Genomic DNA, 13,706 nt, shown 5'->3' with positions numbered 1-13,706 from the left:
CCTCCGGTAGCACCCGCGAGCCGGCTACGACAGCACCTGCGGGCCGAACAGCATCACCAGCAGCGCGACCAGCATCGTCAGTCCGACGCTGACCGTGATCGACCGCGTCAGCGCGGGACGTGCCTCGACCGGGAGACGGGAGACGACCGCCTCGGTCGCGGTGCGGAGGATCCGCCCGCCGTCCAGCGGGAACGCCGGGACGCAGTTGAAGATGGCGAGCTGGAGGTTGATCCAGCCGGTCCAGAACAGCAGGTTCGCGGCGAGGAACACCCCGCCGTCGCCCAGCGCCGACAGCGGACCGGTCACCTCGTAGAAGGCGGAGTTGCTCCCGACGAACCCCGCGAAGTTGTACTGGATGCTCGGGTCGACGACCGCGAGGAACGGGAGGACCGTGACGAGCAGCAGCGTGCCCAGCAGGCCGCCCCCGGCCTCGCCGCTCAGCAGGGAGAGGTAGTAGTCCGCGGGGTAGCCCGTCATCCCGAGGCTGTCCACGCTCACGCCCGAGACGCCCGGCGTGGCGAAGATGCCGAGGAACGCGCCGCCGTCCTCCTCGTGCGTGCCGAGCTCCACGGCGTAGTTCGTCCACTCGTAGCCGCCCTCGCCGTCGCCCGCCGTCCGGTACGCCTGTACGGTGACCTCCTCGCCCGGTTCGCGCGCGTCGAGCGCGGCGGTCAGGTCGTCGTTGTCGACGACGCGCTCGCCGTCGACCGACGTGACGACGAGATGGTCGCCGGCGGGCGCGCCCGCCGCCTGGAACGGCCCCTCTTCCGCGACCGCGACGAGCGCGCCGGCCGGCGCGGTGACCGTCTCCCCGTCGGCCGTCTCAAGCGTCACCACGGGATCGTCGGCGGCGGCGATGGCCTCACGCAGGCCGCCCTCCGTGCGGACCGCGGTGCCGTCGACCGCCACCACGGTGTCGTTGACGCTGACGCCGGCCGCGGACGCGCCGTCGCCGGCTCCTCCGCCGGACCCGTTCGACGGCGCGGCGAACGGCGATGTCTCCGCGACGCTGGTCACGAGCAGTTCGCGCTCGACCTCCGTCGTCGTGCCGTCGGAGAGTTCGACGGCGACGGTCTCCGCGTCGGTCGTCTCGAGCCGCTCGGAGAGGTCGGAGGCGTTCGCGACCGGCTCTCCCTCCAGCGCGACGATGCGGTCCCCGGCGCCGATGCCGGCGTCGGCGGCCGGCGAGCCGGGGTAGGTTCCGCCGACCGCGGCGCCAGGCGCGACGGAGATGGCGCCCGCGACCGGGCCGAAAAGCAGCGCGAACGCCAGCGCGACGACGACGAAGTTGGCGGTGACGCCGGCGGCGAACATCCGGGTGCGGCCGCCGCGGTCGACCTCCTTCGTGGACTCCTCGTCCGGTTCGACGAAGGCGCCGATGGGGATCAGCGTGAGCAGCGCGACGCCCATCGAGTCGATCTCGATCCCCTCGACGCGGCAGAGCAGGCCGTGGGCGCCCTCGTGGACCACCAGCGCGACCAGCAGGCCGACCACGATCTCGGCCGCCACCGTCAGCGGGAGGAACTCGTTGACGCCGGGGATGATCAGCACGTTCTGCGGCGTGTTGATCCCGGTCGGGGCCGGCGGGTTCGCCACGATCGAGACCGCGTTGGCGACGAGGAGCACGAACATCCCCGCCATGATCACCAGCGCGGCGCCGACGCCGACGTTGGCGACCGCGCGCCACAGTCGCTTCGGGCCCGCGAGGCGGTCGAGCAGCGCACGCCCCCGCTTCGTGTGGATCGTCGTCAGCGGGCCGGAGACGCGGACCGCGTCCGGGAGGTACCCCCGGTTGCGCAGCCACATCGCGGCCGCGGTGTACGCGAGGATCCCGAGCAGGATCCACTGCAGGGTATTCATTGTCCGCGGTTCGGGTGCGTTCCGGGTAAGCCGTTCGGTTCCCGGAGTTTCGACTCGAACCGACCGCGCCGGGCGCACGGGTCGCGGCTCCCGAGGGGGACGCGCCGGTCCCGGCAGGTATCAACACACAAGTACCCGCCCCCCGAACGGCGGTGCATGAACGCGCTTCTGGACTTCGTGGTTCGCGTGGTCGGCGACGTGGGGCGTCTCGGCGGCGTCTTCGTCGAGCAGGTGCTGACGAACGGCGACCCGATCTCGATCGCCGTGTTCGTCGTCGGTCAGCTGTTCATGGTCGGGGCCATCGCGGCGCTCGGATACGCCGCACTCGGCGCCCTGCTCTCGGAGATCGGCGTGGACCTTCCGGCGCTCGGCGCCGGCGCCGCGGAGTAGTCAGCGGGCCGGCAAGGGGCAAGTCAGTCCCGTTACCCGCCTCTTTTGACGACGCTGTCCGAACCGGGAGCCATGGATCCAGACCTGGACCGGTTCAACTCGCGCCGGTCGACCGTCTACGGCCAGCGCGGCGTCGTCTCGACGAGTCAGCCGCTCGCCTCGCAGGCGGGCATCGAGACGCTGCGCGACGGCGGTAACGCCTTCGACGCCGCGGTGGCGACCGCGGCCGCGCTCAACGTCGTCGAGCCCACCTCGACGGGGCTTGGCGGCGACGTGTTCGCGCTGTACAAAACGGCCGACGGCGAAGTCGGAGCGATGCGCGCCTGCGGCGGCGCCCCCGCGGACGCCACGCTGGAGAACGTCCGCGAGGCGGTCGCGCAGGACCCCGACGCCGACGCCGACGACCCGGCCGACGCGGAGATGCCGGACACCGGCCCGCTCGCGGTGACGGTCCCCGGCACCGCCCGCGGGTGGGAGGCGACGGCGGAGGAGCTCGGGACGAAGGACCTCGGCGAACTGCTCCAGCCCGCGATCCGGTACGCGACCGAGGGGTACCCGGTCTCGGAGGTCGTCTCGGCGCAGTGGCAGCACGGCGAGGAGCTGTTCGAGACGCCAAACGCCCGCGAGGCGTTCCTGTTCGACGGCGAGGCCCCGGAGACGGGCCAGACCGTGCGCCTGCCGAAGCTCGGCGCCTCGATGGAGACGATCGCCGAGGAGGGCGCGGACGCCGTCTACGAGGGCGAGATCGCGGAGGCCATCGCCGACGAGGTGCAGGAACAGGGCGGCTTCATGACCGTCGACGACCTCGCCGCCTTCGAGGTCGAGTGGCCGGAGCCGGTCTCGACGACGTACAACGGCGCCGAGGTGTACGAGCTCCCGCCGAACAACCAGGGGCTCATCGCGCTGGAGGCGCTCAACGTCGCCGAGCAGTTGGGCGCCGGCGAGTACGACTACGACTCCGCGGAGCGCGTCCACTACTTCTCGGAGGCGCTGAAGGTCGCGTTCCACGACGGCCACCGCTACATCACCGACCCCGACTACGAGGACCACCCGCCGCTCGCGTCCGAGGCGTGGGCCGAGAAGCGCGCCGCGGAGGTCGGTCCGGAGGCGAACCACGACGTGAGCTTCGGCGTCCCGAACGCGGGCGACGCGGAGGACGCGGACACGGTCCTGCTCACCGTGGCGGACGACGAGGGCAACGTCGTCTCGTTCATCAACTCCCGGTTCGCCGGCTTCGGCTCCGGAGTGGTCGCGGGCGACACCGGCATCGCGCTCCAGAACCGCGGCTCCTCGTTCTCGCTGGACGCGGACCACCCCAACCGCATCGAGCCGGGCAAGCGCCCGTTCCACACCCTGATCCCGGGGCTCGTGGAGTTCGACGAGGACGACTGGGCCGCCTTCGGCGTGATGGGCGGCTACATGCAGCCGCAGGGGCACGTGCAGGTGATCAGCAACATCGTGGACTACGGGATGCCCCTCCAGCGCGCGCTCGACGAGCCGCGGTGGCGCTACCGCGAGAGCGGCGAACTCGCGCTCGAACCGCAGTTCGACGACGACGTGGCCGCCAAACTCGTCCGGAAGGGCCACGACGTGCAGGTGCTCTCGCCCGGGCTGTTCGGCGGCGCGCAGATCACCCGCAACGAGGACGGCGTGCTCTCCGGCGCGACCGAACCCCGCAAGGACGGCAACGCGCAGGGGTACTGACCGGCCGCGTCGCTGGCGGGGATTTTTCTGTCGCTACAGGATTTCCGTGGATGGGGGCCTTCTGTAACTGCGGTCCTTCTGTAACTGCGGGCCTTCTGTAACTGCGGGCCTTCTGTAACTGCGGGCCTTCTGTAACTGCGGGCCTTCTGTAACTGCGGGCCTTCTGTAACTGCGGGCCTTCTGTAACTGCGCCGGCCGAGACCGCGGCCCTCGCCCGCCCGATCAGTCCACGTCGCGGAGCCCCTCGCCGACGATGCCGCCGAAGTAGCCGCAGACGGCGAAGTAGACGACCGCGACCGCCGCCAGCACCGGGAGCGAGATGGGCCAGTCGATGCCGATGACGGCGGCGGGGATGGTGATCCCGGGGACCGACGCGAGCGCGCCGGAGAGCGCGCCGACCTGCCAGCCCGCGCGGTCGCCGTCGTGGAGGTACGCCGCGACCGTGCCGCCGACCGCCGGCGAGAAGGGGACGAACACGAGGGGGACGGTGATCGCGGCGCCCACGCCCGCGCTCGGAAGCGTGTCCATGCGCCTCCTCCGCGGTCGAGGGACAAAACTCCGGCGCGACGCGCCGACGCGGGAGCGGGGCGGCCGCGGCCGGCCGGCGCCCTTACTCGGGGTTCGACTCGTCCGCCGCGAGAACGCGCTTGAAGACCGGCAGGACCCACTTCACCTGCGCGCCGTCCTCCACGAAGACGAGCGTGCGCGGCGGCCGGACCGCCTTCGGCCTGACGCGGAGGCCCTCCTCCGCAGCCGCCTCCGCAGCCGCGTCGGGAGCGGCGAGGAACTCGACGCGCGCGCGGTCCGACTGGACGTACACCTCCGCGAGCGGGGGCTCATCCCGTCCGGCGTCGTCGTCCGGTCCGTCCTCGGTCCGGCGGACCGCGTACGCCAGCGCGCCGTCCGCGGTCGGCTCCACGTCGGGGTCGGCGTCGGTGACCGTCAGGTCGCGGAGCCGGCCCTCGTTCCCCTCGATCTCGGAGGCGAGCAGCTGAGCGATCCGGACGCCGTCGTCGAGGCGCTCGTCGACCATCAGGCGGCCTCCCCGCCGGCGTCCTCGGAACGGTCGTCGACCCCCTCGCCGGTTCCGCCGTCGGCCCTCTCGCTCGCTTCGTCGCCGACCTCCCCGCTCGCCTCCGCGCCGTCCGCGAGCAGTTCCTCGCGGACGGTCCCGGCCAACGCCCCCACGTCGACGTCGTGCTCGCGGGCGTACACGACCGCGGCGGCCTCGAGGGTGATCGCCAGCGTGCGCTGGCGCTCGTTGATCGCCGCGACCGCTTCCTGCTTGTCGATGCCGGCGGCGACGACGGCGTCGAGCGCGCGCTCGAACGTCGACTGCTCGCGGAGGATCGACTCGTCGGGGACGAAGTTCTCGGGGACCGACGCCTCGCCGGGGTCGAACTGCGGGACGAGGTCGCCGTCCTCGACCGCGACCAGCCCGCGGCCCTGCGCCACGTCGACGAGGCGCTTGGCCTGATCGGGGGAGAACCAGTCGCGGTCCAGCGAGAGCGCGACCACGAACTCCCCCTCGCCGAGCCGGTCCTTGCCGGACTGGCGGAACGGGACGGCGACGGCGGCCTCCAGACTCATGTCCGCACGACCGGCGCGGACGCCGGTAAACGTATCGAAGCGGCCGGCCGGAACCGCCGGCGGTGCGGGATAGGGGGCCACAGCCCCGAGTCGAACGGTTCAAGTATTCGCTCGCCGTTCGCTGTACGTATGAAGGACCAGGGACGCTCCAAGCGGAAGCGAACCGGCGGCCGACTGAAGCACTCCAGCGACAAGAAGCGCCACCAGCTCGGCCGCGAGGCGACCGAGACGACGCTCGGCGAGCCGCGCCTCCAGTACATCGACTCCCGCGGCACCGGCAGCAAGGTCAGCGCGCTCTCGACCAACCTCGCGCAGGTCACCGTCGACGGCGAGACGGTCTCCGCGGAGATCGAGGACGTCGTCGACAACCCCGCGAACGTCAACTACGCCCGCCGGAACATCATCACGAAGGGCGCCATCATCGAGACCACCGAGGGCCGCGCCCGCGTCACCTCGCGTCCCGGTCAGACCGGACAGGTCAACGCCGTCGCCGTCGAGGAGTAACGGTCCCGTTCTTCCGATTTTTCTCCGCGCCGACAGCGGTGCCGCGGGCCGTGGCCGTCCACCGGAGATGATCCTCCGAGGCTACCGATCCGCCCCTCGATCAGTCGATGAACAGGTCCGTCCCCGGGAGCGCGGACGCCGCCGCCGGCAGCGCCGCGAACCAGTCGGCGTCGAACACCGTCGCCTCCCCGGACGCGATCCGGAGCGGCTCCGCCGCCGTCGGCTCGGGCTCGGCTCGGAATACCACGAACCGTCGCGACGCGGTCGCCTCCCCGTCCGGCGTGACGAGGTCGATCCCCCACACTCCCTCGACCGCGTCGAGAGTCCCGGCGACGCCGGTCGCCGCGAGCGCGCGCCGTGCTGCCGCGGCGTAGTCGTCGTTCGCCGCCACCGTCTCGACCGGGAGTTTCCACGCGCAGTCCGCGGTCGCTTTCCGAAGCAGAGCGCGACCGTCCTCGTCCTGGATGCCGACGACGGCCATGTCGTCGTGCGTCGCGAGCTCCGCGACCGCTCCGCGATCGGCGGTCTCGGTCTCCACGTGAAACGGGACGTCACGCTCGCGGAGGACGGAGAGGTCGGTGAAGGCGTCGGGAACGGAGTCCGGTTCGGCGGTCGCCGCATCGTCGCTCGCCGCATCGTCGGTACGCGGAGATCGGTCCTGTGTCATGAGTGGCTCCGCCGCCGTCAGGTCCGGCCACGAGAATCGGACGCGCCGACCGGCCCCGTGATCCCGGGCTCACGAGCGGTGATACCCCGATATCGGCTCCGCGACCAAGAGCCCGGCGATTTATTTCCAGGTTATTGATCTACGTAAGAATTCGGAGCGGAGGGACAAAAATCCATCGCCGCGTGCCGGCCGACACGCGCCGGTGGCCGGCCGCTCCGGGCCGGGACGCGGCCGTCGGACGGTAGGTGCCGCGCCTCGCGCCGCCGTCTAAAGGTATTTCCCCGCGCGTCCCCGACGAGTCGCCAATGCGGATGGAACTGCGGGTGTGCAAGCACTGCTACGACGGTTCGCACGGCAACGACCACAAGACCGCGGTCACCCGGGACATGGTCAAGTGCGCGGAGCGGATCCGCGAGTACAAGGATCTCATCGGGATCGACTCGCTGTACATCACCTACGTGAAGGAGGGCGACACCGGCGGCGCGGAGGCGCTGCCCGCCATCGTCGCCTCCATCGAGGGCAAACAGATCCAGCTGTCGGACACCCAGCTCGTGATGGAGGACGAGGAGGAGAACATGCTCGTCTACCCCGAGGTCGAGGACATCCTCGAGGTGCTCACCCGGAACATCGACCAGATCGAGAACCAGACCCGCAACGAGGTCGGCGTCGACCTGTCCGACGAGACGCTGGAACTCGTCGGGTGACGCGCGGCGCCGCGCGTCGCCGACGCGGGCGCTCGCGCACCGCCGCCGTCCCGCCGACGCCTACCTTTTAAGCGCGAGCGCCGCCCGAGGGGCGGTATGCTCGACAGGCTGCTCGGCCGCGCCTCGCTGAAGGAGCGCATCGAGGAGTTGGAGGAGGAGAAGCGCCACCTGGAGCGGCGCGCCGAGGCCGAGGAGGAGCGCCGCAGCGAGGCGGTCGCGGACCGCCAGCGCGCGGAGGAGCGCGTCAACCGGCTGGAGGACCGGATCGAGGAGCTGGAGGACCGCGTCGAGCGCGGCGGGGCCGAGGCGGTCGACCTCGAGTTCCGCTGCGTGACCGACGCGAGCGGCGAGCGCGCCGCGGAGATCCTCTCTCGGCTCCGCGGCGTGGAGACGGGGCCCGAGGGCGCGCTGACGGCGTTCGTTCCCGACGAGAACGCGCTGCCGGAGGCGGTCTCCGAGATGCTCGGCGACCGCGCGCCGCTCGCGCGCCGGGCCGCGCCCGCGGTCGTGGTCGCGGACGACGCCGGCCTCGTGAGCGCCGCGCTCCGGCCGCCGCTTTCCCCCGACGAGGCCTTCTGTGAGTGGGACGAGGCCTTCCGGCTGGAGGAGGCGTGGTTCCGCCCGACCGGCCGACTCGGCTTCGGCCTGATCCGCGCGGACACCTTCGCGGTCGGCACCTACGAGGCCGGCGAGCGCGTCGACGTCGAGGGGTTTCACACGGACGTGATGGAGGGCCACTCGAAGGGCGGCTTCTCGCAGGGCCGGTTCGCGCGCCGGCGCGAGGGGCAGATCCACGACCACATCGAGGAGGCCCGCGAGGTGCTCGCGGAGGTCCGCGCGGACGTGGACCGGGTGGTGCTCGTCGGCGAGCGGAGCGTGCTGAGCGAGGTGCGCGATCTGGCGGACGCGACGGACGTGGCCGACGCGACCGGCGACCCGGAGGCCGCCCTGAACGACGCCTTCCGAGACTTCTGGACGACGCGCGTCTACGGGATCTGATCGGGGTACTGGGACACCGCCTATCGTCTTGGTGCCGGAAACTGTGGCGGTGCTGTGCGGTCGGCGCGCGCGAGGAACGCGCGCGAGGGAGCCCGCAGCCGCGGTCGCGTTGCGTTGCGGTCACGCGACCGCGGCTGCGGCGAGGCTGGGGAGGTGTGAGGCTGCGGTGAGGAGCGGTTGCGGTGCTGTTCGGGGTGGGACTGAAAGGGGCAGTCGGCTCGGTCCCGCCCGGACGACGCAAGCACTCGCGTCGGGTGTTGCGGAGAGACGCGAGCGCGCAGCGAGGCCCGGCGGGTCGAGCCGGCTGGGGCTTTCTGGGTGTTGCGGTTCCAAGCAGCAAGATCTGCAACAGAACAAGATTAGTCGTACAGAGAGCCGGTTGGGGCTTTCTGGGTGTTGCTGTCCGATCAGCAGAATTTCCGCATGGAGCCTCCACGCTCCTTCGCGTCTCGCCCCGGAAAGGATGCTTTCAAGCGCCCGGTCGCCGAACCGGGAGGCATGTACGAGGGACTCAAGGGGTTCAGGGAGTTCTACCCCGAGGAGCAGTCCGCCCGCGCCGAGGTCGCCGCCACGCTGGAGGCGGTCGCGGCCCGGTACGGCTTCCGCGAGATCGCCACGCCCGCGCTGGAGCGGACCGAGATGTACGTCGACAAGTCCGGCGAGGAGATCGTCGAGGAGCTCTACCACTTCGAGGACAAGGGCGGCCGCGACGTGGCGATGACGCCGGAGCTCACGCCGACCGTCGCGCGCATGGTCGTCGGGAAGGGCCAGGAGCTGTCGAAGCCGATCAAGTGGGTCTCCACGCGCCCGTTCTGGCGCTACGAGCAGGTCCAGCAGGGCCGGTTCCGGGAGTTCTACCAGACCAACGTCGACGTGTTCGGCTCCGCGGAGCCGGAGGCCGACGCCGAGGTGCTGGCGTTCGCGGCCGACGCGCTCACCGAACTCGGGCTGACCGGCGACGACTTCGAGTTCCGCGTCTCCCACCGCGACATCCTCGGCGGCCTCGTCCGCGCGCTCGCGGACGACCCCGAGGCGGTCGACACCGGGGCCGCGATCCGCGCGGTCGACAAGCGCGCGAAGGTCGGGGACGCGGAGTACCTCGGCCTGCTGTCGGACGCCGGCCTCGACCGCGAGACGGCCCGGGAGTTCGACGACCTGATCGCCGGGGTGGAGACGGTCGACGACCTCGACGCGGTCGCCGAGGCGGGCGGCGACGACGTGACGGCCGCCGTCGAGAACCTGCGAAACGTGCTCGCGGCCGCGGACGACTTCGGTGCCGCCGAGTTCTGTAAGCTGTCGCTGACGACCGCCCGCGGGCTCGACTACTACACCGGCGTCGTCTTCGAGTGCTTCGACTCGACCGGCGAGGTGAGTCGGTCGGTGTTCGGCGGCGGGCGCTACGACGACCTGATCGAGAGCTTCGGCGGCCAGCCGACGCCCGCGGTCGGCGTCGCGCCGGGCCACGAGACGCTCGCGCTGCTGTGCCAGCGCGCCGGCGTCTGGCCCGACGAGGAGCTGACGACCGACTACTTCGTGCTCACCGTGGGCGACACGCGGAGCGAGGCCGCCGCCATCGCGCGCGACCTGCGCGACCTCGGGCACGTCGTGGAGACGGACGTCGCCGACCGGAGCTTCGGCGCCCAGATGGGCTACGCCGACTCCATCAACGCCGAGACCGTCGTCATCGTCGGCGAGCAGGACCTCGCCAACGACGAGGTGACGATAAAGGACATGGGCTCCGGCGACCAGACGACGGTCCCGGTCGACGAGTTCCCCCCGGAGGAGGGGCGACCCACGTACGAGGACTACGAGTAGCGCCGGTCGCTCGCGGTCGACGTCCGGTCTTCAACCGCGGCCGCTTCCGACCGCGCCCGCTACCGACCGCACCCGCTACCGACCCCGCCCGCTTCCGACCGCGGCCGCCACGGTTTTTCCCCTCCGCGCGCAACGCCTCGTTCATGTACGACGACGTGCTGCTGCCGGTCGCCCCTGACAGCGACGCGAGCCGAGCGATCCCGCACGCCGCCCACGTGGGGGAGCGCGACGGCGCGACCGTCCACGTGCTGTCGGTCGCCGACACCGTGGTCGAGACGCTCACCGGCCCGGAGGTCGGGTCCCTCGCCGACCGCGTCGAGAGCGCCGCCCGCGACCGCGCCCACGAGGTCGAGGCGGAACTGGAGGACCGAGAGGTAGAGACGCGGACGCACGTGGTCCGCGGCCGTCCCGAGGAGGTAATCACCGAGGTGATCGAGGAGCAGGGGATCGACCTCGTCGTCATGCCGAGCCACACGCGCACGGGCGTCCAGCACTTCCTGCTCGGTTCCGTGGCCGAGCGCGTGGTCAGACACGCGCCCGTGCCGGTGACGACGGTGCCGATGAACGACCGCGCCGCCGACGACTCGTAGGTCCCCCTCGCCGCGGAGCCGCGTCCTTTTAGCCCGCCCGTCGCCTGCGTCGGTCCGTGCGCGCGTTCCGCATCGCCTACGACGGCCGCCCCTTCTCGGGCTTCCAGCGCCAGCCTCGGGTCCCGACGGTCGAGGGCGCGCTGTTCGACGCGCTCCGCGACCACGGGGTCCTCGGCGCGGACGACCACCGGCCGCCGGGGTACGCGGCCGCGGGTCGGACCGACGCCGGGGTCTCCGCGGTCGGCCAGACGGTCGCGTTCGACGCCCCCGACTGGCTCACGCCGCGCGCGTTCAACGGCCAGCTCCCCGGCACCGTCCGTGCGTGGGCGAGCGCCGAGGTTCCCGACGGATTCCACGCGCAACACCACGCTGCACGGCGGACGTATCGGTATTACCTCCACGCGCCCCGCGACCCCGATCCCGGGCTCCAGACCGGACGGATAAACGACGCGCGCGTCCGCGCCGCGCTCGACCGACTCTCGGGCCGTCACGACTTCGCGAACTTCACGCCCGACGACGAGGGGACGGTCCGCGACCTCTCCGCGAGTGCGACCCGAGAGGGGGACGCGCTGGTGTGCTCCTTCGCCGCCGACGGCTTTCCGCGGGCGTTCGTCCGGCGCGCGGTCACGCTGGTCCGTGCGGTCGGGACGGGGGACGCCGACCTCGCGGACGTGGACCGAGCGCTCGACCCCGAACCGCTGACGGGGCGACGGGCGTTCGGCGCCGCGCCGCCCGAACCGCTGGTGCTGTGGAACGTCGGCTACGACGAGGCCGCGGTCAGAGACGGCCTCCCGCGTCCCGACTTCTCCGTCGACCGCGAGGCCGCCGAGAGCGCCCGAGCCGCGTTCGCGGAGCGCCACGTCGACGCCCGGACCGCGGCCCGAGTCACCGGGGCGATCCGGGACCGCGTCGGTCGCGGGCCCGGCGACGGATAGCCGCCTCAGTCCGCGCTCAGTCCGCGCCCAGCCCGACCCGCCGCGGGTCGGCGGTCGGCGACGCGGTCGTGACCGCCGAGACGGCGACCGTGAGGGCCGCGGCCAGAACCATCAGCGCGAGCGCGTAGTCCCACCCGGCGTAGCTCCGGGGGAGCGCGGGGACGAGAACGAGCAGGAGATACGCGACCTGCGGGACGACGATGCCGGCGACCATCCCCCACAGGGTCGCGCCGCGCCAGTAGAGGGCGAGGATGACCGGCGGGGCAAGAAGCGCGAACCCGGAGAAGGCGGTGTCGCCGACCTCCACGAGCGTGCCGGGGCGCGTGAGGCTCGCGAGGAACGCCAGCGTCGCGAAGAGGGCGACGCCGACCCGGGCGACCCACGCCTCGCGCCGCTCGCTCGCGGCCGGGTCCACCAGCGGCCGGTAGAGGTCCCGCGTGAGGTACGACGACCCGGACAGCAGCATCGAGTCGGAGGAGGACATCATCGCGGCCATCGCGCCCGCGACCACCAGCGCCGCGAACCACGTCGGGGTGTACGCGTTCAACAGCACCGGGAGCACGTTCGCGCCCTCGGGCACCTCGACGGGAAGCCCGGCGGCCCACGCGCCGAGCATGAACGCGGGGACGAAGAGCAGCAGCACGAGGACCGGCCACAGCGCGAACGACCGCTTCAGCACGCGCTCGGACCCCGCGACGAAGAACCGCTGGTTGATCTGCGGGAACATCGTCACGCCGAACGCGATGGTGATCGCCGAGGAGACGATGAACCCCGGCGTGTACGTGCCGCCGCCGAGGCTCGCGAAGTCGGGCCGGGCCTCGACCATCGCGCCCGTCGCGGCGCCGAGGCCGCCGACCGAAGAAAGCACCCAGACGACCGCGACCCAGACGACCGAGAGCATGAACAGCCCCTGGATCGTGTCGGTCCACGCGACGCCTCGCATCCCCGCGATACCGACGTACGCGACCATGAACGCGGTGATCAGCGCCGCGCCGCCCCAGTAGGGAATCGCGCCGCCGGTGAGTCCGGCGATGGCCTCGCCGGCGCCCATCTGCTGGAGCATCACGTACGGGAACAGCCACAGCAGGCTCACGCCCGCGACGAGCGCGCGGAGCCCCGCCGAGCCGAACCGGTCCCCGAGCAGTTCGCCGAGCGTGAGGTAGCCCTGCGCTCGCCCGATCAGCCACTGGCGGTAGCCGATGACGTACCACAGCACCGCGAACAGGACGCCGTCCATGACGCCCATCACGAGGATCCACTCCGGCCCGGCCGCGTACGCGAGGTCCGGCCCGCCGAAGAAGGTGAACGCCGACAACAGCGTCGCGAACGTGGTGAACAGCAGCACCACGGTCCCGAGCGACCGCCCCGCGAGGTAGTAGTCGGCGGCCGTCGACTCCGCGACGCGGTAGGCGGCGAGCCCGACCGCGAGCGCCACCAGCAGGTAGCCGACGACGACGCCGAGTTGCACCGCGAGGCTCACGCGCGCTCACCCCCGTCCGGTCGGTCACCGCCGCGGTCGCCGGTCCGCCCCCCTCCGGAGGCGGGCGCCTCCGCGCCGGACCCCCCGTCCCCGTCCGCGCCCGCGGTCGGTCCGAAGTCCACGGTCATCCCGCGGTCCCACGCGCCCCCGGCGAACCGCGCGAACAGGACCGCACACAGACACATCCAGCCGACGTGCCACCAGACCCACACCGGGAGGCCGGCGACCACGCGGTCGACCCCCCAGAGGAACCAGGGCACCGCGAAGACGATCAGCACCGCGAACGTCGGAATCCAGACGAGATCTCGATTCAGATCTGCCATCGTCGACGGGAAACACACCAACCAGTAATAAATTCTGCTGAAGTCCACCGAATAGCTCATTCGAAGAAATTTTTTCTTCGGACGGGGCGATCGGTGGCCGACACGATAGCTATTTCCCCGGCTCGGACCAACTTTACGAGGTGGC

Annotated in this window: 15 protein-coding genes; 8 read left to right on the top strand and 7 right to left on the bottom strand. The window is 71.9% G+C overall.

Features of this window, described 5'->3' with window-relative positions; genetic code table 11:
* Positions 1-24: 24 nt before the first annotated feature.
* Positions 25-1,860 (bottom strand): site-2 protease family protein, encoded by a 1,836-nt coding sequence (locus ACQE3L_RS05970; RefSeq protein WP_426962861.1) that lies wholly within the window; start codon positions 1,858-1,860, stop codon positions 25-27.
* A gap of 156 nt (positions 1,861-2,016) precedes the next feature.
* Between ACQE3L_RS05970 and ACQE3L_RS05965 the strand changes: the two genes are divergently transcribed.
* Positions 2,017-2,250, top strand: coding sequence for a DUF8024 family protein (locus tag ACQE3L_RS05965; RefSeq protein ID WP_426962859.1), 234 nt, complete (start codon positions 2,017-2,019; stop codon positions 2,248-2,250).
* Positions 2,251-2,322: 72 nt separating this feature from the next.
* Complete coding sequence (gene ggt, locus ACQE3L_RS05960) at positions 2,323-3,954, top strand: gamma-glutamyltransferase (protein ID WP_426962858.1); 1,632 nt, start codon at positions 2,323-2,325, stop codon at positions 3,952-3,954.
* Between the two features lie 222 nt (positions 3,955-4,176).
* Here the strand turns inward: ggt and ACQE3L_RS05955 are convergent, their stop codons facing one another.
* The 3 genes from ACQE3L_RS05955 to ACQE3L_RS05945 form a co-directional block, all read right to left on the bottom strand.
* Positions 4,177-4,482: a DUF5518 domain-containing protein gene (locus ACQE3L_RS05955; RefSeq protein ID WP_426962857.1), complete on the bottom strand. Its 306-nt coding sequence runs from the start codon at positions 4,480-4,482 to the stop codon at positions 4,177-4,179.
* Between the two features lie 82 nt (positions 4,483-4,564).
* The gene (locus tag ACQE3L_RS05950; RefSeq protein WP_426962856.1) at positions 4,565-4,987 is read right to left on the bottom strand and encodes a DUF7993 family protein; all 423 of its coding nucleotides are present in this window, start codon (positions 4,985-4,987) and stop codon (positions 4,565-4,567) included.
* The gene (locus ACQE3L_RS05945; protein WP_426962855.1) at positions 4,987-5,544 is read right to left on the bottom strand and encodes a DUF2240 family protein; all 558 of its coding nucleotides are present in this window, start codon (positions 5,542-5,544) and stop codon (positions 4,987-4,989) included. Before ACQE3L_RS05945 ends, ACQE3L_RS05950 begins: the two co-directional genes overlap by 1 nt.
* Positions 5,545-5,673: 129 nt before the next feature.
* Here ACQE3L_RS05945 and ACQE3L_RS05940 point away from each other — a divergent pair, with 129 nt between their 5' ends.
* Entirely contained in the window at positions 5,674-6,048 is a 375-nt protein-coding gene (locus ACQE3L_RS05940) for a 30S ribosomal protein S8e (protein WP_426962854.1), read from the top strand.
* Positions 6,049-6,148: 100 nt separating this feature from the next.
* Here the strand turns inward: ACQE3L_RS05940 and ACQE3L_RS05935 are convergent, their stop codons facing one another.
* Complete coding sequence (locus ACQE3L_RS05935; RefSeq protein WP_426962853.1) at positions 6,149-6,715, bottom strand: hypothetical protein; 567 nt, start codon at positions 6,713-6,715, stop codon at positions 6,149-6,151.
* A gap of 305 nt (positions 6,716-7,020) precedes the next feature.
* Here ACQE3L_RS05935 and ACQE3L_RS05930 point away from each other — a divergent pair, with 305 nt between their 5' ends.
* From ACQE3L_RS05930 to truA, 5 genes are all read left to right on the top strand, one after another.
* Complete coding sequence (locus ACQE3L_RS05930) at positions 7,021-7,419, top strand: hypothetical protein (RefSeq protein WP_426962852.1); 399 nt, start codon at positions 7,021-7,023, stop codon at positions 7,417-7,419.
* Positions 7,420-7,515: 96 nt separating this feature from the next.
* Positions 7,516-8,418 (top strand): Vms1/Ankzf1 family peptidyl-tRNA hydrolase, encoded by a 903-nt coding sequence (locus tag ACQE3L_RS05925; RefSeq protein ID WP_426962851.1) that lies wholly within the window; start codon positions 7,516-7,518, stop codon positions 8,416-8,418.
* A gap of 498 nt (positions 8,419-8,916) precedes the next feature.
* On the top strand, positions 8,917-10,233 hold the full coding sequence (gene hisS / locus ACQE3L_RS05920; protein ID WP_426962850.1) for a histidine--tRNA ligase: 1,317 nt from the start codon (positions 8,917-8,919) through the stop codon (positions 10,231-10,233).
* Positions 10,234-10,376: 143 nt separating this feature from the next.
* Entirely contained in the window at positions 10,377-10,823 is a 447-nt protein-coding gene (locus tag ACQE3L_RS05915; protein WP_426962849.1) for a universal stress protein, read from the top strand.
* A gap of 56 nt (positions 10,824-10,879) precedes the next feature.
* Positions 10,880-11,758 carry a tRNA pseudouridine(38-40) synthase TruA gene (gene truA / locus ACQE3L_RS05910; protein ID WP_426962848.1) on the top strand — a complete coding sequence of 293 codons (879 nt, stop codon included), beginning with the start codon at positions 10,880-10,882 and terminating at the stop codon, positions 11,756-11,758.
* A 16-nt stretch (positions 11,759-11,774) separates the two neighbouring features.
* Here truA and ACQE3L_RS05905 read toward each other — a convergent pair whose 3' ends face one another.
* A complete protein-coding gene (locus tag ACQE3L_RS05905; protein WP_426962847.1) occupies positions 11,775-13,238 on the bottom strand; it encodes a sodium:solute symporter family protein in 1,464 nt (487 codons plus the stop codon).
* A complete protein-coding gene (locus ACQE3L_RS05900; protein ID WP_426962846.1) occupies positions 13,235-13,561 on the bottom strand; it encodes a DUF3311 domain-containing protein in 327 nt (108 codons plus the stop codon). The genes ACQE3L_RS05905 and ACQE3L_RS05900 overlap by 4 nt, the downstream gene beginning before the upstream one ends.
* Positions 13,562-13,706 lie beyond the last annotated feature (145 nt).

The sequence above is a fragment of the Haloparvum alkalitolerans genome (assembly GCF_050122995.1).
Classification (GTDB): domain Archaea; phylum Halobacteriota; class Halobacteria; order Halobacteriales; family Haloferacaceae; genus Haloparvum; species Haloparvum alkalitolerans.
This window is presented reverse-complemented; position numbering and strand designations above follow the sequence as displayed.

Bases quoted from the DNA above. Each gene is read 5' to 3' on its own strand.
- ggt (WP_426962858.1), top strand. From the start codon at position 2,323: ATGGATCCAGACCTGGACCGGTTCAACTCGCGCCGGTCGACCGTCTAC.
- hisS (WP_426962850.1), top strand. From the start codon at position 8,917: ATGTACGAGGGACTCAAGGGGTTCAGGGAGTTCTACCCCGAGGAGCAG.
- ACQE3L_RS05900 (WP_426962846.1), bottom strand. From the start codon at position 13,561: ATGGCAGATCTGAATCGAGATCTCGTCTGGATTCCGACGTTCGCGGTG.
- ACQE3L_RS05965 (WP_426962859.1), top strand. From the start codon at position 2,017: ATGAACGCGCTTCTGGACTTCGTGGTTCGCGTGGTCGGCGACGTGGGG.
- ACQE3L_RS05935 (WP_426962853.1), bottom strand. From the start codon at position 6,715: ATGACACAGGACCGATCTCCGCGTACCGACGATGCGGCGAGCGACGAT.
- ACQE3L_RS05970 (WP_426962861.1), bottom strand. From the start codon at position 1,860: ATGAATACCCTGCAGTGGATCCTGCTCGGGATCCTCGCGTACACCGCG.
- ACQE3L_RS05950 (WP_426962856.1), bottom strand. From the start codon at position 4,987: ATGGTCGACGAGCGCCTCGACGACGGCGTCCGGATCGCTCAGCTGCTC.
- ACQE3L_RS05930 (WP_426962852.1), top strand. From the start codon at position 7,021: ATGCGGATGGAACTGCGGGTGTGCAAGCACTGCTACGACGGTTCGCAC.
- ACQE3L_RS05945 (WP_426962855.1), bottom strand. From the start codon at position 5,544: ATGAGTCTGGAGGCCGCCGTCGCCGTCCCGTTCCGCCAGTCCGGCAAG.
- ACQE3L_RS05925 (WP_426962851.1), top strand. From the start codon at position 7,516: ATGCTCGACAGGCTGCTCGGCCGCGCCTCGCTGAAGGAGCGCATCGAG.
- ACQE3L_RS05915 (WP_426962849.1), top strand. From the start codon at position 10,377: ATGTACGACGACGTGCTGCTGCCGGTCGCCCCTGACAGCGACGCGAGC.
- ACQE3L_RS05940 (WP_426962854.1), top strand. From the start codon at position 5,674: ATGAAGGACCAGGGACGCTCCAAGCGGAAGCGAACCGGCGGCCGACTG.
- ACQE3L_RS05955 (WP_426962857.1), bottom strand. From the start codon at position 4,482: ATGGACACGCTTCCGAGCGCGGGCGTGGGCGCCGCGATCACCGTCCCC.